The organism is Myxococcus sp. XM-1-1-1, assembly GCF_020037095.1.
Classification (GTDB): domain Bacteria; phylum Myxococcota; class Myxococcia; order Myxococcales; family Myxococcaceae; genus Myxococcus; species Myxococcus fulvus.
The window spans coordinates 78,709-98,575 of sequence record NZ_JAIQDH010000003.1 but is presented as its reverse complement, the minus strand read 5'-3'; the positions used below and the strand labels follow the sequence as shown (position 1 = coordinate 98,575).

17 protein-coding genes are annotated in these 19,867 nt (G+C 69.7%); 9 read left to right on the top strand and 8 right to left on the bottom strand.

The window, feature by feature from the left end; translation table 11 throughout:
- Positions 1–17: 17 nt before the first annotated feature.
- Positions 18–1,055: a serine protease gene (locus K8640_RS08095; protein ID WP_223746543.1), complete on the top strand. Its 1,038-nt coding sequence runs from the start codon at positions 18–20 to the stop codon at positions 1,053–1,055.
- Here the strand turns inward: K8640_RS08095 and K8640_RS08090 are convergent.
- On the bottom strand, positions 1,048–1,644 hold the full coding sequence (locus tag K8640_RS08090; RefSeq protein WP_223746542.1) for a DUF2378 family protein: 597 nt from the start codon (positions 1,642–1,644) through the stop codon (positions 1,048–1,050). The genes K8640_RS08095 and K8640_RS08090 overlap by 8 nt on opposite strands.
- Positions 1,645–1,871: 227 nt before the next feature.
- Between K8640_RS08090 and K8640_RS08085 the strand changes: the two genes are divergently transcribed.
- The 4 genes from K8640_RS08085 (at position 1,872) to mdoH (ending at position 8,543) form a co-directional block, all read left to right on the top strand.
- Positions 1,872–4,088, top strand: coding sequence for a PAS domain S-box protein (locus K8640_RS08085; RefSeq protein ID WP_223746541.1), 2,217 nt, complete (start codon positions 1,872–1,874; stop codon positions 4,086–4,088).
- A gap of 360 nt (positions 4,089–4,448) precedes the next feature.
- A complete protein-coding gene (locus tag K8640_RS08080) occupies positions 4,449–6,005 on the top strand; it encodes a glucan biosynthesis protein (RefSeq protein ID WP_223746906.1) in 1,557 nt (518 codons plus the stop codon).
- Positions 6,002–6,496: a hypothetical protein gene (locus K8640_RS08075; RefSeq protein WP_223746540.1), complete on the top strand. Its 495-nt coding sequence runs from the start codon at positions 6,002–6,004 to the stop codon at positions 6,494–6,496. The genes K8640_RS08080 and K8640_RS08075 overlap by 4 nt, the downstream gene beginning before the upstream one ends.
- 22 nt (positions 6,497–6,518) lie before the next feature.
- Positions 6,519–8,543, top strand: a complete 2,025-nt coding sequence (gene mdoH, locus K8640_RS08070; protein WP_223746539.1) for a glucans biosynthesis glucosyltransferase MdoH — start codon at positions 6,519–6,521, stop codon at positions 8,541–8,543.
- Positions 8,544–8,595: 52 nt separating this feature from the next.
- On the opposite strand, the gene K8640_RS08065 is transcribed toward mdoH, so the two are convergent.
- The 4 genes from K8640_RS08065 to K8640_RS08050 all read right to left on the bottom strand — a co-directional run bounded on the left by K8640_RS08065 (position 8,596) and on the right by K8640_RS08050 (position 12,447).
- Positions 8,596–8,880: a hypothetical protein gene (locus K8640_RS08065; RefSeq protein ID WP_223746538.1), complete on the bottom strand. Its 285-nt coding sequence runs from the start codon at positions 8,878–8,880 to the stop codon at positions 8,596–8,598.
- 378 nt (positions 8,881–9,258) lie between these two features.
- On the bottom strand, positions 9,259–10,236 hold the full coding sequence (locus K8640_RS08060) for a spermidine synthase (protein ID WP_223746537.1): 978 nt from the start codon (positions 10,234–10,236) through the stop codon (positions 9,259–9,261).
- Positions 10,237–10,284: 48 nt separating this feature from the next.
- Positions 10,285–11,595: a M18 family aminopeptidase gene (locus K8640_RS08055; RefSeq protein ID WP_223746536.1), complete on the bottom strand. Its 1,311-nt coding sequence runs from the start codon at positions 11,593–11,595 to the stop codon at positions 10,285–10,287.
- Positions 11,596–11,640: 45 nt separating this feature from the next.
- Complete coding sequence (locus tag K8640_RS08050; protein ID WP_141326464.1) at positions 11,641–12,447, bottom strand: hypothetical protein; 807 nt, start codon at positions 12,445–12,447, stop codon at positions 11,641–11,643.
- A 197-nt stretch (positions 12,448–12,644) separates the two neighbouring features.
- Here K8640_RS08050 and K8640_RS08045 point away from each other — a divergent pair, with 197 nt between their 5' ends.
- Positions 12,645–13,370, top strand: a complete 726-nt coding sequence (locus K8640_RS08045; protein ID WP_223746535.1) for a hypothetical protein — start codon at positions 12,645–12,647, stop codon at positions 13,368–13,370.
- A 298-nt stretch (positions 13,371–13,668) separates the two neighbouring features.
- Positions 13,669–15,417 (top strand): hypothetical protein, encoded by a 1,749-nt coding sequence (locus K8640_RS08040; protein ID WP_223746534.1) that lies wholly within the window; start codon positions 13,669–13,671, stop codon positions 15,415–15,417.
- A 113-nt stretch (positions 15,418–15,530) separates the two neighbouring features.
- Here the strand turns inward: K8640_RS08040 and K8640_RS08035 are convergent, their stop codons facing one another.
- On the bottom strand, positions 15,531–16,472 hold the full coding sequence (locus tag K8640_RS08035; RefSeq protein WP_223746533.1) for an acyl-CoA dehydrogenase family protein: 942 nt from the start codon (positions 16,470–16,472) through the stop codon (positions 15,531–15,533).
- A 326-nt stretch (positions 16,473–16,798) separates the two neighbouring features.
- Between K8640_RS08035 and K8640_RS08030 the strand changes: the two genes are divergently transcribed.
- Positions 16,799–18,277, top strand: a complete 1,479-nt coding sequence (locus tag K8640_RS08030) for a S1C family serine protease (protein WP_223746532.1) — start codon at positions 16,799–16,801, stop codon at positions 18,275–18,277.
- A gap of 88 nt (positions 18,278–18,365) precedes the next feature.
- Here K8640_RS08030 and K8640_RS08025 read toward each other — a convergent pair whose 3' ends face one another.
- Complete coding sequence (locus K8640_RS08025) at positions 18,366–19,013, bottom strand: SET domain-containing protein (protein ID WP_223746531.1); 648 nt, start codon at positions 19,011–19,013, stop codon at positions 18,366–18,368.
- 96 nt (positions 19,014–19,109) lie between these two features.
- Here K8640_RS08025 and K8640_RS08020 point away from each other — a divergent pair, with 96 nt between their 5' ends.
- Positions 19,110–19,484 (top strand): DUF423 domain-containing protein, encoded by a 375-nt coding sequence (locus tag K8640_RS08020; RefSeq protein WP_141326455.1) that lies wholly within the window; start codon positions 19,110–19,112, stop codon positions 19,482–19,484.
- Between the two features lie 10 nt (positions 19,485–19,494).
- Here the strand turns inward: K8640_RS08020 and K8640_RS08015 are convergent, their stop codons facing one another.
- Entirely contained in the window at positions 19,495–19,803 is a 309-nt protein-coding gene (locus K8640_RS08015; RefSeq protein ID WP_141326453.1) for a hypothetical protein, read from the bottom strand.
- Positions 19,804–19,867 lie beyond the last annotated feature (64 nt).

Genomic DNA, 19,867 nt, shown 5'->3' with positions numbered 1-19,867 from the left:
GCGACGCAGGAGGCCTTATGGCCGAGGGAGTCGTCGACAAATCCCCCCCCCGTGACGCGCTGTTCTCCGCCTCGCCCTCCCTGGTGTTGCTGGAAGTCGATGGACGCCCCGCCTCGGGCTTCGTCGCCACCGGGCAGGGACACCTCGTCACCAGCCTCCACGCCGTCGCCGGCGCCCGCGAGATTCACGCGGTGATGGCGGACGGCACGCGCACGGAGGTGGTCCAGGTCGTCGCCATGGATGACCGCCGCGACCTGGCCGTGCTGCGACTGCCCGTCCCCGAGCTCGCCCCGCCGCTCGACCTGGCTCCCGTCTGCCTGCCCGGCGAGGGGGACACCGTCTATGTCCTGCGGGCCACCGCCAGCCCCGCACCGGAGGTCCGCTCGCAGGAGGTCCGGGCCGTCCAGGTGCTCGGCGACTGGCTCACCCTGCTGGAGCTCACCCGCACGCTCCCCGACGACTTCTCCGGCGGTCCGGTGCTCGACCTGCGAGGCGGCGTGGTGGGCGTGGCCACCGCGGCGCTCGCCAACGGCCGCTCGCTGGGCCTGGTCATCCCCACCCGCTACCTGCTGCCGCTCCTGCAGGGCGCCGGAAGCCTGCCCCTGTCCGCGCTGGAGACGCCGCGCCGCCGCGCCAGCCGCGTGCGCCAGGTGCCACGCCACCCGCTGAGCCTGCTGGAAGGCGCCAACACCGACGCGCTCGAGTCCATCGCCACCACGCTCGGCCACGCCATCAACGCCGGCGCGCCCGCGTACAACCGCGGCGACGTGGACGGCTGCTACCGGCTCTATGCGCGAACCGCCGAGAAGCTCATCGCCACGTGCGAGGCCTTCCCCGGCGCCCAGCGCGCCCTGCGCGACGGCCTGTCACGCTGCGCCGGCCTGCAGGACTCCGACGACCGCGCCTGGGCCCTGCGCGACGCCTTCGACGGGCTGCTGGACGTCATCGGCCGCTGGCTCCAGGTCCGGCCCACGTCGCCGCGCCCCTCGCCCAAGTCCAGCCCGGGCACCCCCAGCCTCGTGGTGGCGCCCGCGACCAAGCGCTACCTCAACTAGTCGCGCGCGGCTCCTCCCACCAGACCCGCAGCGCGTAGCCCGCCGGGGCGCGCTCCAGCACCTCCACCCGCGCCGTCACCCGGGTGCGCAGGAGCACGCCCTCCACCACGCCCGCCACGAAGTCCGGCAGCGGGTCCGCGTCCACCACCCGCACGCACCACTCGCGCTCGCGCACGGGCGCAAGCTCCATGCGCATGTCCTCGCGGCCCGCCTTCAGGTACGTGGGCAGCCGCGTCAGGCACCGCTCCGTGCCCAGCAGCGGCGCCGCCGTGGCGAAGATGCGCCCCACCAGCGTCTGCGCGAAGCCCTCCACGTAGGACAGCCCCAGGGCCCGGTTCGCCGCCTCCGGCGTCTGCCCCGCGCACACGAAGCGCCGCGCCACCCCTAGCGCGGCGCGCCACACGGTGAGCGGATAGGACTCCTGCAGGTCCTCTTCGTCGTAGCCGATGTCCTTGAGGGACTGGGCGAACGCCCCGGACGGCTTCAGCGCGTGCACGAACAGCCCCTCGAAGTTGCGCCGCGGCACGCAGACGGCCACCTGCGCCCTGCGCCCCACCGTCACCACGTCCTGTGAGCCCCGCCGTTCCATGACCACCCCCCCGTGCTTCGAATCCACCCGTCGTCCCGCAGTCTAACAGCCCGCCGGGCGCGAGGCTTTGGTTGCCCTGGAAAACTAGACCCTCGGCGCACTTTTACAACCGGAGGGCTCGTGCAACGATGGCCGTTTGCAATGCGAGGAGTCCCATGCGGGTCCTGATAGTCGCTCAGGGAGGGGCGGACCTGTCGCCACTGGAAACCCTGCTGGAAGAGCGGGGCATGACGGTGGTCCACGTCTCCAGGGACGTGGATGTGCCAGCGGCATGGCGCGCCGGCCCCTGCCCACTGGTGGTGCTGGATGCACGCGAGAGTGGCTCGCGCATGCCGCTCGTGCGGGCCCTGCGCAGCCTGCCCGGCGGCGCGTCCGCCGTGGTGCTGCTCGTGGGACGCCGCGGCGCGCTGCGGGCCCTGGAGCCGGCGCTGGAGGACGGCGCCGACGAGGTGCTGGCCTGGCCCCCGGACCTGGAGGAGCTGCGGGTGCGGCTGGACATGGCCGAGCGCAGGTACGCGCGGCGCGAGTCCCGGATGGGGGTGCCCTTCGGGGACGAGCTGCGCGACACCATGCTCGCCGTCAGCCCCGTGCCCACCTCCATCACCACGCTGGGCGAGGGCAAGGTCGTCGCCGCCAATGACGCGTACTTCCGCGCCTTCGGATACACGCGCGAGGAGATGCTGGGCAAGACGACGGTGGACCTGCACCTGTGGGAGCGCCCCATCGACCGCGCGCAGGTGATGGAGCGGCTGCGCCGGCACGGCTCGGTGCGCGGGGTGGACGCCCAGTACCACACGCGCACGGGCGAGGTGCGCCACACGCTGCTCTTCATGGGCCTGGTGCCCTACGCGGGCGAGCCGCACGTCATCTCGTTCTTCCCCGACATCACGCCGATAAAACAGGCGGAGGAGGAGGTGCGCCGCTCCGAGGTGAGCTTCCGCACCCTCATCCAGAGCCTGCCGGACCTGGTCGCCGTGTTCGACCGCAACGCGCGCGTGCGCTACGCCAACCTCAAGGTGGCGCGCGCGCTGGGCTACTCGGACGTGAAGGAGCTGGTCGGCAAGCACATCTCCGACATGATTCCCCCCGAGGACTTCGCCTCCGCGGACGCGCGCATGCACGAGGCCCTGCGCACCGGCCGCAACGCGTTGCAGGAAAGGCGCATGGTGCGCCGCGACGGCGGCATCCTCCACGTGGAGTCCACCACCTTCCCGCTGCACTTCGACGGCGAGGACTCCATCGTCTCCGTGGCGCATGATTTGACGGAGCGCCACCAGATGCAGGCCCGGCTGATGCTCGCCGAGCGCATGGCGTCGGTGGGCACGCTCGCCGCGGGCGTGGCGCACGAAATCAACAACCCGCTGGCGTACCTCACCGCCAACCTCGCCTTCGCGCGCGAGGAGCTCGCGCGCGTGCCCGCCCCCGGCGTGGACGCGTCGTTGTCGGAGGCGCTGTCGGACGCGCAGGCCGCGCTCTCCGAGGCCCAGCAGGGCGCCGAGCGCGTGCGCACCATCGTCCGCGACCTGAAGACCTTCAGCCGGGTGGACTCGGTGGAGGACTCCGTCGTGGACGTGCGCGCGGTGCTGGAGTCCACGCTGAACCTGGCCACCACGGAGATCCGCCACCGCGCGCGGCTGGTGAAGCTCTTCGAGGACGTGCCCCCCGTGCGCGCCAACGAGTCGCGGCTGGGCCAGGTGTTCCTCAACCTGCTGGTCAACGCCGCGCAGGCCATCCCCGAGGGCGCGCCGGACCGCCACGAGATTCGCGTGGGCGCGCGCCTGGGCGAGGGCGGCCGCGTGCTGGTGGAGGTGACGGACACGGGCGTGGGCATCGCCACCGAGCACCTGCCGCGCCTGTTCGACCCGTTCTTCACCACCAAGGCCCCAGGCGTGGGCACCGGCCTGGGCCTGTCCATCTGCCACAACCTGGTGACGGCGCTCGGCGGCGAGATCCAGGTCCGCAGCGCTCCGGGCCGGGGCTCCACCTTCCGCGTGCTGCTGCCCTCCGCGGAGCCCGTGCGCGTCGAGCCCGCCCCGCCCGCGCCGCGGCCCGAGCCCGCCGCGCCGGTGGAGAAGCGCGGCCGGCTGCTCGTCGTCGACGACGAGCCCCTGGTCTGCACCGCCCTGGGCCGCACCCTGCGCCCCCACCACGATGTCACCCTGGCGACACGCGCACAGGACGCGCTGGAGCGCATCGAGGCCGGCGAGTCCTACGACGTCGTCTTCTGCGACTTGATGATGCCCGGCATGAGCGGGATGGACTTCTACTCCACCCTCATGAAGCGCCATCCGGAGCAAGCCCGCCGCGTCATCTTCCTCACCGGCGGTGCGGTGACCCCCCAGGCCCGCGCCTTCCTCGAAACCGTCACCAGTCCCCACATCGAAAAGCCCTTCGCGGGACGCGAACTGCTGTCATTGGTGCAGGAACGACTGGCCCGCGCCTGATCCGGGTCACTGTCCACCTGTGGAAGAATCGGACAGGCTCACTCGCCGGCTGTCCTTCAATTCCCCAGCGACTCTCCGGGCCTCCCCACCCGGTGTCCAAGAAGGCCATCACAAGCCCCCAGTTTCATTGAGCTCAAACGAGTCCCTCCGAGGAAGCGCTTGGGATTCCTGAAGAATTTCCAGCATCCAGGCCCTCCGACGCGGGCTGGTACGCGGGTTGCTCCAGGACTGACGCGCCGCACCGAGGAGGCCTCTCGGAGCGGCGGAACCGGGTGAGCTCCAAGCAGTCTGAGGCTCGCCCGCCCCCTCGGTCTCCTGGAGGCAGCAGGCGTGACGTCGGACAGCAACAGGCAGGGCGGGATGCGCGCGGTGTGCGTGCGGTGGCTGGGCGCGGCGATGGTGGCCACGGCGGGCACGGCGTGCGCGGCGACTCCAGCCTCCGCGGCCCAGACGCGCGGCGCCCAGACGTTCTCCGCGGACACGGTGGTGGAGCTGGCCCGGCAGAAGGCGGCGCGGCCGTACGAGGCGCCGGTGTCGACGTTGCCGGAGTCCTACAAATCGCTCGACTACGACGCGTACCGGGACATCCGCTACCGCCCGGAGAAGGCGCGCTGGCGTGACGCGAAGCTGCCCTTCCAGGCGCAGTTCTTCCACCCGGGCCGCTCGTTCCAGTTCCCGGTGGTGATGCACGAGGTGGCCGAGGGCAAGGCCCGGCCGCTCGCCTTCTCCCCGGAGCTGTTCACCTACGGCCCGCTGGTGAAGCCCGGTCCGCTGAAGAAGGCGGATGGCTTCGCGGGCATGCGCCTGTCGCACCCGCTCAATCGCGAGGACGTGTTCGACGAGCTGGTGGTGTTCCAGGGCGCCAGCTACTTCCGCGCGCTCGGCCGGGGCAGCCTGTATGGCCTGTCCGCGCGCGGGCTCGCCATCGACACCGCGACGTCGCGCCCCGAGGAGTTCCCCGACTTCAGGGAGCTGTGGCTGGAGAAGCCCGCGCCCGGCGCGGACCGCGTGGTGGTGCACGCGCTGATGGACAGCCCCAGCGTCACGGGCGCCTACCGCTTCACCATCATCCCCGGGGCGAACACGGTGATGGAGGTGGAGGCCACCGTCTTCGCGCGCAAGGCCGTGGCGGAGCTGGGCGTGGCGCCGCTGACGAGCATGTACCTGTTCGGCGAGAACGACCGCGGCGACTACGACGACTTCCGCCCGGAGGTGCACGACTCGGACGGCCTCTTCGTCTGGACGCGCGCGGGCGAGCAGCTCTGGCGGCCCCTGCAGAACCCCGAGCGCATCAACGTCTCCAGCTTCCAGGTGGAGAGCCCGCGCGCCTTCGGCGTCCTGCAGCGCGACACCACGTTCGCCCACTATGAGGACCTGGAGGCGCACTACGAGCGCCGGCCCTCCGCGTGGGTGGAGCCCGTGGGCGACTGGGGTCCGGGCGTGGTGCGGCTGGTGGAGCTGCCGACGCCGGACGAGACGAACGACAACATCGTCGCCTTCTGGGTCCCGAGGAAGACGCTGGGCCCCGGGGACTCGCTGAAGGTCGCGTACAAGCTGCACTGGGGCGCGCACTCGCCCTGGCCGGTGACGGGCTCCACGGTGGTCGCCACGCGCGTGGACGCGGGCGACTCGTGGAAGGGCGCCCGGCTCAAGGACGCGCGCCCCATGCGCCGCTTCATCATCGACTTCGCGGCGCTGCCCGACTTCGCGGAGGACGACGTCCCGGTGGAGCTGGTCGTCAGCGCCTCCTCGGGCAAGGTCCTGCGCCCCATCGCCACGCGCCACACGCCCACCGGCGGCTGGCGCGCCACCTTCGAGCTGCATCCCTCCTCCCCCGTTCCCACCGAGCTGCGCGCGTTCCTCAAGCGCGGCCCGGAGACCCTCACCGAGACCTGGAGCTACCTGTGGATTCCGTGACGACACTGACCACCTGCCCTTCCGTCCCGACCACCGTGTGGGCCGGCCCGCGCGCTCGCGCGGCGCTCGATACCTTCTTCAAGGGCTTCGGCTTCACCGCCGAGGCGGACCTCTCCGCGCTGGCGGCGTGGGTGCTGGACGGCTTCGGCGCGCACGGGGCCCAGCCCCAGGCGGCGGTGGCGCTGGCCCGGGCCCGGATGGAGACGTGGCTGTCGGGCGTGCTGGGACTGGAGCACTCGGGTCCGGGGCTGCTGTCGCGGGGCCGTGCGGCCTTCGTGCTGTGCGACGGCGCGAGCCGGGGCGCGCGGCTGCTCACCCGTCCCGCGGCGCCGGAGGACTTCGTCCGGGCGGTGCGCGCGGCGGTGCCGGTGCCGGCACCCGCGCAGGTCAGCTCGGTGATGCCCGAGCAGCAGCTGGTGCTCAACCCGTTCGGGGAGATGCTGCGCCGCTGGTGGCGTGGCGCCACGGCGGGCATGTCCACCTCGCCCTGAGGCGGGCCTGGGGAGCCTCGCGATGCAAGCCCACTCGTTTTCGCCCGAGAGCGCCGGCTACCGGCGCGCCGGAGTGCTGGGACTGGCGGCCGTCACCACCGTGGTGGGGACGTGCGAGATGCACCGCCTGCTGAGCGCTCAAGGGACGTCGGTGCCGGAAGTGGTGCTGGTGGGGCTCTTCGCGCTGTGCTTCGGATGGATTGCCCTGTCGTTCTTCACGGCGGTGGCGGGCTTCCTCCAGCTGGCCCTCGCCTCGCGGATGCCCGGGCTGCGCTACCCCACGCCGGAGGAGGAGTCGCAGCCGCTGGTGTCGCGCACCTCGGTGGTGATGCCCATCCACAACGAGGACCCCGCGGCGGTGTTCGCCAACGTGCAGGCCACGTACGAGTCGGTGGCGGCGACGGGGCACCTGGACGCGTTCGACTTCTACGTGCTGAGCGACTCCACGCGCGCCGAGGCGTGGGTGGCCGAGGAACTGGCGTGGTCGGACTTGTGCCGTCGGGTGGGCGGACAGGGTCGCATCTTCTACCGGCGGCGCACGGACAACACGGGCAAGAAGGCCGGCAACCTGGGTGACTTCTGTGAGCGGTGGGGACGCCGCTACGACTTCACGGTGGTGCTGGACGCCGACAGCCTGATGGATGGCCGCACGCTGGTGAAGATGGCGCGGCTGATGGAGCTCAACCCGCGCGCGGGCATCCTCCAGGCGCCGCCCTTGAACGTGGGCCGCACCACGCTGTTCGCCCGGCTGCAGCAGTTCGCCGGCCGGGTGTACGGCCCCGTCGTGGCGGCGGGCGCGGCGGCGTGGCAGCTGGGCGAGTCCAACTACTGGGGCCACAACGCCATCATCCGCACGGAGGCCTTCATCAACCACTGCGGGCTGCCGGTGCTCCCGGGCAAGCAGCCCTTCGGCGGCCACATCCTCAGCCACGACTTCGTCGAGGCGGCGCTGATGCGGCGCGCGGGCTACACGGTGTGGCTGGTGCCGGAATTGGGCGGCAGCTACGAGCAGCCCCCGCCGAACCTGCTCGCGTACGCGCAGCGGGACCGGCGCTGGTGCCAGGGAAACCTGCAGCACCTGAGCCTGGTGATGGCGGGGGGCTGGCATCCGCTCAGCCGGGGCCACTTCCTGATGGGCGTCATGTCGTACGCGGCCTCGCCCTTGTGGTTGTTGTTCCTGACCGCGGGCCTGGTGGCCGCGCTGCACGACCGCTTCCTCCTGGACGTGTCCACGCTGGAGTCCCCCGCGCTCGCGTTCGACGCGCCGGGCGCGCTGCGCCTGTTCGCGGTGTCGATGGGGATGCTGTTCGCGCCCAAGTTCCTGGGGCTGACGCTGGCGCTCTTCAAGAAGGGCGAGGCGGCGCGGATGGGCGGAAGGTGGAAGCTCATCCTCAGCGTGCTCGCGGAGAGCGTGCTCGCGTCGCTGCTGGCGCCGGTGATGATGCTGTTCCAGTCGCACTTCGTGTTCGGCACGCTGCTGGGCTACCGGGTGAACTGGTCCAGCCAGCAGCGCGAGGACGCGGACCTGCCCTGGTCCGAGGCGGCGCGGCGGCACGTGGCGCACATGGCGGTGGGCGTGGCGATGGTGGCGGTGGCGGCGCTGGTGTCCACGGCGCTGGTGGCGTGGCTGATGCCGGTGGTGGTGGGGCTCCTGCTCGCGGTGCCCCTCACGGTGCTGACGGCGCGCGCGTCGCTGGGGCTGTGGGCGGCGCGTCGGGGGCTGTTCCTGATGCCCGAGGAGACCGAGCCGCCCGAGGTGGTGGAGCGCGCGCAGGCCATCACCGAGGAGCACGGGGTGGAGCCGGTGCCGGACGCCATCGAGCGGGTGCTCACCGACGCGAAGACCCACGCGCTGCACGTGGCGCTGCTGGAGTCGCAGCCGGGGCTCGCGGAGACGACGACGCCCGCGGCACTGGAGTCCGCGCGGCGCAAGCTGCTGGGGGACAATGCAGAGCCCCTCTCCGCGCAGGAGAAGGTGGCGGCGCTGCTGGATGTCACCACGTTGAGCGAGGCCCGCGAGCAGCGGCTGACGCGCACGCTGTCGTGAGCCTGGAGCGGGCACCCGCGTCACGCGGATGCCCGGGCTCCTGGGAGCCGTGTCAATAACACTCGGCGCAGTTCGAGGTGATGACGCTGCCCAGGTACATGCCTCCGCCCGGCGTGTAGCAGTAGTAGCGCATCTGGTTGCCCCAGCGGCCACCACACTCGTCGAGCGACAGGCACTCCCAGACGGGATAGCCCGTGTCCCCGGGGGCGCAGCCGTCATAGAGGGCCTGCTGCTGGCTCTCCGCGGCCACGTCCGTCGGTGCCTCTGCTTCGACGCCACCGCAGCCCACCGTGAAGAGACTCATCATCAGCGCTGCCGACACTCCGTGGACTCGCATGGACCACTCCAGTTGTGAGGGGGTTGAGACGGCACTGCGACGAACGGCGGTGAGAGACTCAGCCAACTGGCTGAGCACTGTCCAGACGGCCAATTCGGACCCTGATGTGTCTTTCCCGACCCGCGACATCTCGCAGGGGCGAGCGACTGCAATGTTTCACTTCAGGCGGCTCGTCATCCGCGAGACACGACGTGTCCTCGCCCGCGGACCTCGGGCGCTCGATTGAACGCGACACCGTAGACGACTCGCTCCCGCTGACGGATGACCGCCGGCTCCGGCTCGCGACCGCGCACGGAGGGCCGCCAACCCGGTCTCGCGACACGAGGCCTGAGTCCGCACTCGCGGGCCTCGGGCCTATCGACGACCAGGCCTCGCCGTCTACTCGTCCGAGTCGCGCAGGATGCCCGCCGTCAGCGGCCACGGCAGGCCCTGCTCCGCGGTGCGACGGACCTCGCGGTCCTCGAGCCTGCGAGTCATCAGCCCGCGCAGGTTGAAGCGCGCCGCCCGCGCCAGCGGTCCCGCGCGAGCCTTCAGCGTGCCACGCGAGACCTTGCGTGAGGTGGTCAACCCCACGAACACACGGTTCGCCGTGGTGCGCGCATCGAAGGCATGCAACTGCTCGAAGCTCGCGCGCCACGTCTGGAGCATGGCGGGATAGAGCGGATTGGGGGAGCGGTGCACGTTGCTCACCACCGCGCCGTCGGGCGTCAAGCGCGAGCGCACGGCCCGGAGGAACTCCCACGTCGCCAGCGAGCGCGGCACGCCCCGGGGGCCAAAGGCATCCAGGAGGATGACGTCGTACGCGGGCCCGGGCGTCTCGATGAACCGCCGCCCGTCCTCCAGGTGCAGCCGCAGCTGGGCGTCCTCGCGCAGGCCGAAGTAGCGCCGGGCCACGTCGAGCACCTCCGCGTCACAGTCCACCGCGTCGATGTGGACCTGGGGCAGCGCGGCACGCAGGAACATCGGCAGCGAGCCCGCGCCCACGCCCACCATCAGGATGCGCCGGGGCTGCGCCACGAAGGCCACGCCGGCCACCATGCCTTGCGTGTACTCGAGCTCCAACTGCAGCGGGAAGCCCTGCCCCGTGACGCTCTGATAGGCGCTGTCCCAGCCGAACTGGAGGTAGCGCCGGCCCTCCGTGTCCTGGCTGACGATGCAGCGGTAGGCGCCGGGCTGGCCCACGTACAGCACGGTGCGCGGGACGTTGAGCCAGCGGAAGACGCGGGACAGGGTGCGCCGGGTGCGCGCGGCGCGGGCCCCCGGCGACGTCAGGCCGAGCGAGGCCCCGGAGCGCGAGAGGACCCGCGTCCAGGGCGCCTGTCTCCACCAGGGACCTCGTGCGCGTGGCCAGGTCACGGGCCCAGGTCTATCACCTCCGCGCGCAAGGCTGGCGGACATGGCCTGCTAGGCGAAGAACCTGCGCAGCACGGCCACCATCGCCGCCACGTCGCTGGCGCACGCCATCTCCCGGATGGAGTGCATGGACAGCATGGGATTGCCCACGTCCACCGTGCGGATGCCGAGCTGCCCGGCGGTGATGGGCCCAATCGTGCTGCCGCAGCCCAGGTCCGTGCGCGTCACGAAGTGCTGGGCCGTCACGCCCGCCTCGCGGCACAGCGCGGCGAAGTGCGCCCACGACTCGCCATCCGTCGCGTACGACTGATTCACGTTGGACTTGATGACCGGGCCCAGGCCCATCTGCGGCTGGTGCTTGGGCTCGTGCAGCGAGGCGTAGTTGGGGTGTACCGCGTGCGCCATGTCCGCGCTGACCAGGAAGGACTGGGCGATGGCGCGGTGGAACGCGTCGGGCTTGCCGTCCGAGTGCGCCAGGGTGAGGCGCTCCAGCAGCGTGCGCAGGAAGGGGGACGCGGCGCCCTGCGCGCTGCGGCTGCCCACCTCCTCGTGGTCGAACAGGATGACGCCGCTGGTGGCCTCGCGCGACGCCGGGCCCGTCAACAGCGCCGTCAGACTCGAGTGGCAGCTGGCGAGGTTGTCCAGGCGCGCGGCATGGAGGAACTCGTCATGCGCGCCCGAGCGCGTGGACGGCTGCAGGTCATAGAGACACAGGTCGTAGCCGAGGATGTCCGCGGGCTCGGCCTTCACCCCACCCTTCGCCAGCTCGTGCACGAGCAGCCCGCGCAGGTCCACCGCGCCGCCGCTCTCCAGCCCCAGCACCGGCACCATGTGCTCCTGGGCGTTGAGCTTCAGGCCGTCCGAGTTGACGGTGCGGTTGAGGTGGATGGCCAGGTTGGGCACGCGCAACAGCGGCCGGCGGAAGTCCACCAGGTGGCCCCTGGGCTTGCCGCCCTCCATCACCACGACGCGGCCGGCGAGCGACAGGTCGCGGTCCGTCCACGTGTGCAGGAGGACGCCGCCGTAGATTTCGACGCCGAGCTGCTGGTAGCCGTTCTTCGACACCTGCGCGTTCGGCTTGAGCCGCAGGTTGGGCGAGTCCGTGTGCGAGCCGACCAGCCGGAAGCCCGAGCGGTCCACCGGCGCCGTGCCCAGCTGGAAGGCGGCGATGCTGGTGTCGCCCCGGGTGACGTAGACGCGCTCGCCCGGCTTCAGCGTCCAGGACTCGCGCTCGTCCAGCGCGCGATAGCCGGCCTTCTCCAGGCGGCGGGCCGTCTCGCGCACCGCGTGGTACGGCGTCGGCGAGGCGTCGATGTACGCGAGCAAGTCATTGGCCAGGGCATCGGTATCGGTCGGGCTCATGTCGGCCCGAAGCTAACCCCTGGCGGGCGTCGCGCCACGTCCGAATCACGCCACCCGGACGGGGGAGCGGCCCCCGGGCTGTCCCGGGGGAACCACCACGGAGGCCGGCCGGGCCTTGGGCGCCGCGTCCAGGAACGTGCCCAGCAGCACCCAGCGCCGCGCCTCCCCTTCCGCGCCGCGCCGCGCCACCACCGGCGTCGTGTAGTGCCAGAAGGGCAGCCGGTACACGGTCAGCCCTCCCACGGTGCTCACCTTCGCCATCTCCGACAGGTGATGGTCCCTCTCGTAGACCAGGTACTGGTGCTCCACCCCGGGCATGGTGAGGCTCAGGTGCATGTCCACGTAGCCGTCGCGGGCCTCGGCCTCCTCGGGGTGGTGGTCATTGTGCGGCCCGGAGTAGTCCCCGGGGCCGTAGCACAGCACCTGGATGCCCCAGTTGCGGCGCAGCACGCGGCCACTGACGGCGGCGGCGAAGCCCGCGAACGTGTCGGAGCGCAGCATCCCCGTCAGCCCCACCGCCTCCGCCGCCTTCCAGGAGCGCGAGCGCCGGTTCTCCAGGAGCGCGGTGCGCACCCGCACCGTCTTGGGCAAGAGCTCCATGTAGTTCATCGTCATCCCGGAGATGGAGTCCACGGGGATGGGGTCCTCCATGGGCACCACCAGGTCGCGCAGCGCCGCGTCGAGCGCGTCGCGGCACGCGGTGGCCTTCGCCACGTCCACCACGCCCTGCAGCGCCACGAAGCGCCGCGCGGGGTCCAGCAGCGCGCCCGCCACCGCCTTGTCCTTGCCCTCCAGGATGCGGCGGCCCTTGGGGGTGAGCAGGTCTGCGAACTGGCTGGGGAATCGCTTCATGCCGCCCCGAATACGGCTTCACGCGCCGGTTGTCGTGCGGAATGCGCGAGCCGACCTGCCCGGTGTGTCCGGGGACCCACGACATCTCGACGCTCTGCGTCACACATGGCGTCCGGGTGAAGTTTCGCTGGGCGGAAACCTTTACCGGACTCCTGCGATAACCTCCCAATCGTCGAACTCCGGAGACTCCCCCAGGCATGGACCCCATCCGCAGCCGTCCCCGCGTCGTCACCTCGAACCCCTCCACGTCGCTCCAGCCGCAGGCGGAGGCGCGTCCGACGGCCGCTCCCGCGCGGGCCAACGCGGTGGGGCACACGCAGCTGAGCTCCTTCGAGACGAAGCTGGTGGCGCCGGCGCAGGCCCAGGCCGCGCAGCCCACGCCGGGCGCGTGGCGTGGCGGGCCGGACACCGAGGTGGGCAAGGCCGTGAAGGCCATCTGGGACCGGATGCAGACCATGCCGGGCGCGGACGTCACCATCAAGGGTGACACGCCCGCGTCGCTGCTCGGCCGCGCCATCCTGGACGGCAAGAAGGTCACGAACGAGCAGATCATCGCGATGTCGAAGGTGACGCTGGAGCAGCTCGCGACGGATCCGAAGGACCGCGAGAAGGTGCTCAAGAAGGTGCCGAACGCGCGCGAGCTGCCGGTGCACAAGTTCACGGTGGCGATGCTGTCGGCGGCCACGGGGATTGATCCGCAGAAGCTGTCCGAGGCCTGCCCGGACCTGGGCCTGACGGGCGCTCCGGGCACCCCGCTGCTGTTCGCGGCGGACGGCGCGGGCCTGCAGCGCTCCACGGCGCTGCACGACTTCACGGACTACCTGCGCGGCGCGGGCATCAAGGGCCTGAACAAGGCCGTCTGGGGCGTCGAGGGCCGCATCCTCTCCGCCATCGTCTCCGCGGTGGGCGGCGGGCGGTACTGAAGCACCGGCCACGCGCCGATCCTGGCACCTGGGCCGTGTTCCTCGAGGGAACACGGCCCTTCGTGTTTCCAGGGGTCCAGGTGTCCCGCGGATCACCGCGTGCTGATGACTGGAGCCAGTCCCCTGATGTCTGCAGTCATCGGCTGGGGGGCCGAGTGGGCGGCATCGGCTCAGTGAAGTCGCGGGGTTGCGAAGCCGGAAGGGCTGGCATCCGCGCTGCAATGAGGGAGAGCACGGGCGAGACGACGAACTCCTCGCCGCAGCGGTCCCCCATCGCTGTCCTGAAACAGGTGCTCTCATGGTCAAGCTCAAGGTCCCGTCGTTCTCCTCCCCGAAGCTGAACAAGAACCCGGCCGACTCGATCACCCCGCCGAAGAAGACGCCCACCCCGGCCCCCACGCCGCAGGACACGAAGTTCCGCAACCCCACGAACTCGCCCGGAGCGTCGGACCCGAAGTTCCGCAACCCCACGAACTCGCCCGGGGCGTCGGACCCGAAGTTCCGCAACCCCACCAACTCGCCCGGACAGTCGCAGCGGCCGACGGACGGGTTCGAGGGCAAGAACCCCTTGGGCGGCCGGGGCACCCGGGCGATGGATGCGCTGTCGAACATCTCGGGGGTCGCCGCGCCCGCGATGGAGACGCTCGCGAACGTGTCGGGGGCGGCCCTGCCGGCGATGCAGGCGCTCTCGCCCATGATGGCCGGCGGGATTCCCGGGGCGGCGCAACTGTCGCCCATGATGGCCGGCGGACTGCCCGGGGCGGCGCAGCTCTCCCCGATGATGGCCGGCGGACTGCCCGCGATGGACACCCTGGCGCCGATGCAGCAGGGCCTGCCCGCGATGGACGGCTTCTCGCCGATGCAGCAGGGCCTGCCCGCGATGGGCGGCTTCTCGCCGATGCAGCAGGGCCTGCCGGCGATGGACACCCTGGCGCCGACGCAGCAGGGCCTGCCCGCGATGGGCGGCTTCTCGCCGATGCAGCAGGGGCTGCCGGCGATGGACACCCTGGCGCCCATGAACGCGCCGATGCAGAGGGGGATGCCCTCGCTGGACGCGCTCCCGCCGGAGCTTGGGCTCCCGATGGCGCCGCCGATGATGACGCCGAACATGCTGGAGGGCCTGCGGGTGCCGTCGCTGCCGGGGCCGGCCGAGTTCGGGCCTCGCGGGATGCCCCCGGAGGCCCAGAACCTCTCTCCGACGCTCCCCCACGAGACCGCCAACCCCGCGCCGCGCGGGCTGCCCCCGCAGCTGCGGGACATGATTCCGGCCCGTGAGACCACGCCGCGCGTCACGCAGCAGGCCGAGCCGGAGTCCTCGGGCATCCCGAGCGCCAATGACAAGCGTCCGGCCGGGGACAAGCGCTCGGCGGCGCAGATCGTCGACGACTCGCCGGCGCTGAAGAACCTGGGCCGTCAGAAGGACATCAAGTTCGACCTGCTCTGCAAGCAGACGGGCATCGACCCGAAGCTGGACCTGAAGGACGCGAAGCAGAACCCGGACGCGGTGTTCCGCCTGGCCAAGGTGCTGGAGTTCATCGACAGCGCGAAGGCGGCCAACGGTGGGGACCGGGACAACAAGGTGAAGAACGGCAAGGGCGACGGCAACATCGAGGGCATCACCAAGGACGGTGATGCGCGCCACGGCACCGAGGCCGGCATGGTGAAGGACTTCGCGGAGAAGGGCTACTCGTTCCTGGGCGAGCAGAAGCTGCCGGAGACGAAGGACACGCACGTCAAGGCGGACGGCAGCAACAAGGACAACTTCCAGTGGGCCGCGGGTGAGGCGGGCAAGCACCTGTGGTTCCTGCCGGGAGTGAGCAACGTGCTGACGGGCATCGGCAACTCGGAGGGTGGCGTGAAGGGCGTGTTCGAGGGCGCGGCCAAGGGCTATGTCAACACGCTGAAGGGCGCGGCCGAGGGTGTGCTCGGCGCCGTCACCACGGGCCGCATCAACCCGGCCTCGCTCATCCTGGGTGGCGCGGCGGGCGCGCTGGCCAACACGGAGGCCGCGCCGCAGCCGGTGAAGGACATCGCCAGCATGCTGTGAGCTTGAAGTGAGTCGTGACGCGAGCGGGGGATCTGCTCGGTAGAGGGGCCCTCGGAGCAACCTTGCGGCGGCAGGGAAGCTCCGAGGGTCTTTCTATTTCAAGCGCCGGGGCGTCAGGCGTCGGGTGTCGGCGCACCACCGGCGAGCTTCACGCGAGCGGCCTCCAGGCGCTTGGCGCGGACCTTCCCCGCGACGCCGAGCAGACGCCGGTCACGCTCCCATCGCTCACGGGTGGGAGCATCGACCTGGGCCCACAAGGGCTCGATGGAGGTCAGCGCCCGATTCACCAGCGCCAGTCCACCGCCGAGCGCCACATGCGTCGAGGCCGCCGTCGGATCCGCCTGAGCGAGGCCCCGCATCATCAACGAGAGAGAGAGCAACTCCTCGCGCACGACCTCCGGCCAGCCACAGCGCCGCGCCAGTTGGATGAGCCAGCCGAGGAGCGCGAGTTGGACGTGACAGTCCTCCACGGTGCGGAACGGCTTCAGATAGCGCGTGTAGCCATCGCCCGGGAGCACCTCGCCGTCGGCCACCGCGACGCCTTCGAGCCGCAGCTCGGCGTGTGGCACCTCGGGCACGAAGGGGAGCTCGGGCAGCTCGCTGACGACGATGCCCGCGCGCTTCGCGTCGACCGTCACCATGCGAAGCCGGTTGCGCCCCTGCGCATCCTGTCCTTCCGTCGCGACGACGAGCAGCACCTCCGCGCGCGTGCCCAGCGTGACGAAAGCCTTCTCACCCGTGAGGGAGAAGCCGGACGCGGTGGACTCGAGGCGCGTCTGGATGGCGTTGGGATGGCCGCCCATGGGCTCGGTGGCGCAGAGCGCGACGGGCTTGTCCGCGGGGAGCGAGGGGAACAGGAAGCGGTGCGCGGCGTGGTACCCGGAGGCAAACGCATAGCCGAGCCGGTCCGCGCGAAACCCACCCGCGAGCGCCAGGTCCGCGGGCTCGGGAAAGCGGGACACCAGTTCCACATGCCGTCGCCACCAAGACTCGATGGAATCGAGCACGACAGGCTCGGGCGACTCAGTGAGCAGGAAGTTCAGGATGGCATTCACGGGGGCATCGTACGTCACTCTCGACTCGTGCCCCAGTCAAGTCGGCCCCAGGGGCCGTAGGCTAAAGTAGCACCGCCTCTAGAGAGGTGAGACACCTGCCGCCCTTCCCACAAACTATGAATATCTGCAGGAGCATTGGCGCCATCTTCAAGCTCAAGCACAGCCATCCGTCCAAACCAGACTGAATGAGCGTGGGGAAGTCGTGTCACTTGGACCTGAGTCGACTTTGTCCCAGGCTGTCACTCTTGGCGCGCACAGGGACCGGCATCTTGAAGAAATCCACCAAACCTGCAACCATTCAGCAACCATTGTACCGAGGGGTGGACATGGTCTCCATACTCGTGTTGCTCGTGTGTACCAGCATGTCGACTCCACCAACGGAGGAGGCGGCCACACCACCTCCGACAGAAACAACTCCTGCTGGAGCACCGAGCACAAGCCTTCCTCAAACCATCAAGCTCGTTGCTCCTGGCGTCGTCACCATCAAGACCTATGACAGTCAAGGCGCTCCTCTCGGTTTGGGAAGCGGATTTCTTGTCGAGGGTGGCAGAGTCGTTACCAATGCACATGTAGTCGAGAACGCTGCGCGCGCCGAAGTCTACGACTCGGAAGAACAGCTCTTGGGCGTCACGGACTATGCCGAGAGCCTCAGCGCGCACGTCGACCTGGCGGTACTTCCAGCAATGCCCAGCCCTCCGAAAACACTGCATCTCGCGACAAGCGAGCCACTTGTTGGGGAGAACATCTTCGTCATAGGAGCCCCGCAGGGTCTCTCCAACACCGTTTCAACAGGCATCGTCAGCGCCCTTCGCGGAAACGAAGGAAAACGCTGGATTCAAATTACGGCGCCAATCTCACAAGGCTCTAGTGGAGGCCCCGTTCTCAACCACTCGGGAGAGGTCGTTGGTGTCAGCGTCGCAGTGCTCCGTGATGGGCAGAACTTGAACTTTGCGGTCCCAATCCGAGACGTGAAAGCTTTGATTGGAAGCCCACCTGGTCGCATTACCTTTACAGTACCCCGGCCACAAAGCCAGCCCCAGGACACCGCTCTCGCATCAAGTGAACCAGAGCCCCCACCCAAACCTGACTTCAATAGGGCCCTTCTCGCATATCCCCGTATCTCCCCCAATCAACCCCTCTACGGCGAGATCAATGACGACGACCCCCCGCTCCCTTCGGGAGGACGGACTGATATATTCTCTGCGGAAGGCAAGAAGGGAGACGTCTACACTGTCGTCGCAGTTAGCGAATCATTCAGCCCATCCATTGCAGTGGTCATTGCGAACAGTAATGGTGTGCCCGAAAGCATCGGCACCATGGACGGCTCCGGTGCGCACCTCTCCCGACTCGTCATCCGGCTTAGAAGTTCAGGTCTATTCGGACTTCTCATATCCACAGTCACATCCGACGTAACCGGCAGCTATAAAATTGGCCTCTTCAAGGGAGAACTCGGCCTCCTTGACGCTTCCAAGCGTATATCCAGCAATCGCTGGCTGCTTCTAACAAAGGAATCAAAGTACTCCATCTACCTCGACAAAACCTCGTTCCGCAAAGTCACACAGACCCACCGCAAGGCATGGGTGTGGTGGGAGTACCGTGGTTGGGAAAGCCATAACCTAGGCCGCTACAACAACTACAAGTCGCAACAAGAATACGACTGTACCGAGCGGGCAACTCATCATCTCAGCGATGCCTACTATGAAGACGGCAAACTGGTCGACTCGGATGGAGCATCAAGTCGCTGGTTGCCCTGGACACCGGGAAGCATCGGGGAATTGATCGGAGAGACTGCTTGTGGGCTGTAGCCGCTGGGTCCCCGACACCCCTCAGTCAGACAGTCTCACGCTAGAAAGCGAAGCCCGGCGCCCACCGCCGGGCCTCTAAACCAACGCATCACCCCGCCAGGCGCTTGCGACCACCCGCGGACTTCTTGCCCTTCGTCGACTTCGCTGGCTTCGACGTCTTGCCCTTCACGGGCTTCTTCGCCGAGCGCGACTTGGACGCGGACTTCGTCCCCTTCTTCGCACCAGACTTCTTCTTCACGGACTTCTTCTTCGCGGGAGCGGGCTTCACCGGGGCGAGGATGGTCCCCCGGCACTTGGGCGAGCCACAGCGGCACACGTACAGCGCCTCGGACTCCGCATCCATCTCCGGGGTGCGCTCGTAGGCGTAGTCGTAGACCAGCTCCTCCCCGACGGCGATGTCGCGCAGGGCGAAGATGTAGATGCGCTTCTTGTCGATGAGCGCCTCGCAGTTCGGATCACACGAGTGGTTGATGTAGCGCGACTCGTTGTGGAGCGTGCCGGCGTCGAGCACCGTTTTGCTGTCCAGGTTGAACAGGAAGGTGTGGTGGCGGCCCATCGCCTCGTCGTCGTATCGGCGGTCGGCCTCCGCCTGGTTGATGCGCTCACCGACGTACTCGATGAGGCGCTCATCCTTGCGGATGCGGCGCGTGGCGAAGGCGCCCGTGCCCTGGATGGACGACGGACGCAGCTCGAAGGGGAGAGGCTTGGAGGAAGGAACGAAATTGGGGGATGTCATGCGGAGTATGAGCGGCCCGGAGTTCACGTCGGCCGGGACGCTCCATCAACTGCCGGTGTAGCGTGCACCAGTCGGACTCTCGATGAAAGGCGCACGATGATGCGGTGGTGGCTCGTCCTGGGTGCTGTGAACGCGTTCCTGTCCGTGGCGGCGGGAGCTTTCGGGGCCCATGGCCTCAAGTCCCGGCTCTCCCCGGACCTGCTCGTCATCTTCGAGACCGGCGCGCGCTACCACATGTACCACGCGCTCGGCCTCGTCGCCGTCGGCCTGCTGGGCACCCTGCGCCCCGCGCCCCTGCTCAATGGTGCGGGCTGGGCCATGCTCGTGGGCATCCTCCTGTTCTCCGGAAGCCTCTACGCGCTCGCGCTCTCCGGCGTGCGTGCCCTGGGCGCCATCACCCCCCTGGGCGGCCTGGGATTCCTCGCCGGCTGGGCCCTGCTCGCCGTCGCCGCCTGGCGCTCCACGCCCTGAGCCGCCCGAGTCATTCGCGAACCAGCGGCGGCATCGGGTACATCAGGTCCAGCTCCCGGTTGTTCCGGATGCCGCACGCCTCGCGCTGCACCATGAGGTTCCACCGCTGGACCTCCGCCTCCTTGCGGACCTCCCGGTAGCGCGCATGGCGCGCCGCACGCGCCGTCCCCTGGGAACTCAGCAGCTCCCGCTCCGCGAGGGCCAGCGCCGCGAGCGCCTTCTCCAGCTTCTCGCCGGTGCGCCTGAGCGCGGACGCCTTCTCCTTCTGGAACTCGACCTCGACCGGCAACAACGCGTTGACGTTCTCGTTTCGGGCCATGCCCTCCCTCTAACCATCCGCGCGCCCACCGGCAGCGCCGTCGATGAGCCCCGCTGAAGCGGCC

Coding starts and splice junctions, on each gene's coding strand:
- K8640_RS08095 (WP_223746543.1), top strand. CDS start 18: ATGGCCGAGGGAGTCGTCGACAAATCCCCCCCCCGTGACGCGCTGTTC.
- K8640_RS08090 (WP_223746542.1), bottom strand. CDS start 1,644: ATGGAACGGCGGGGCTCACAGGACGTGGTGACGGTGGGGCGCAGGGCG.
- K8640_RS08085 (WP_223746541.1), top strand. CDS start 1,872: ATGACGGTGGTCCACGTCTCCAGGGACGTGGATGTGCCAGCGGCATGG.
- K8640_RS08080 (WP_223746906.1), top strand. CDS start 4,449: ATGCGCGCGGTGTGCGTGCGGTGGCTGGGCGCGGCGATGGTGGCCACG.
- mdoH (WP_223746539.1), top strand. CDS start 6,519: ATGCAAGCCCACTCGTTTTCGCCCGAGAGCGCCGGCTACCGGCGCGCC.
- K8640_RS08065 (WP_223746538.1), bottom strand. CDS start 8,880: ATGCGAGTCCACGGAGTGTCGGCAGCGCTGATGATGAGTCTCTTCACG.
- K8640_RS08055 (WP_223746536.1), bottom strand. CDS start 11,595: ATGAGCCCGACCGATACCGATGCCCTGGCCAATGACTTGCTCGCGTAC.
- K8640_RS08050 (WP_141326464.1), bottom strand. CDS start 12,447: ATGAAGCGATTCCCCAGCCAGTTCGCAGACCTGCTCACCCCCAAGGGC.
- K8640_RS08045 (WP_223746535.1), top strand. CDS start 12,645: ATGGACCCCATCCGCAGCCGTCCCCGCGTCGTCACCTCGAACCCCTCC.
- K8640_RS08040 (WP_223746534.1), top strand. CDS start 13,669: ATGGTCAAGCTCAAGGTCCCGTCGTTCTCCTCCCCGAAGCTGAACAAG.
- K8640_RS08030 (WP_223746532.1), top strand. CDS start 16,799: ATGGTCTCCATACTCGTGTTGCTCGTGTGTACCAGCATGTCGACTCCA.
- K8640_RS08025 (WP_223746531.1), bottom strand. CDS start 19,013: ATGACATCCCCCAATTTCGTTCCTTCCTCCAAGCCTCTCCCCTTCGAG.
- K8640_RS08020 (WP_141326455.1), top strand. CDS start 19,110: ATGATGCGGTGGTGGCTCGTCCTGGGTGCTGTGAACGCGTTCCTGTCC.
- K8640_RS08015 (WP_141326453.1), bottom strand. CDS start 19,803: ATGGCCCGAAACGAGAACGTCAACGCGTTGTTGCCGGTCGAGGTCGAG.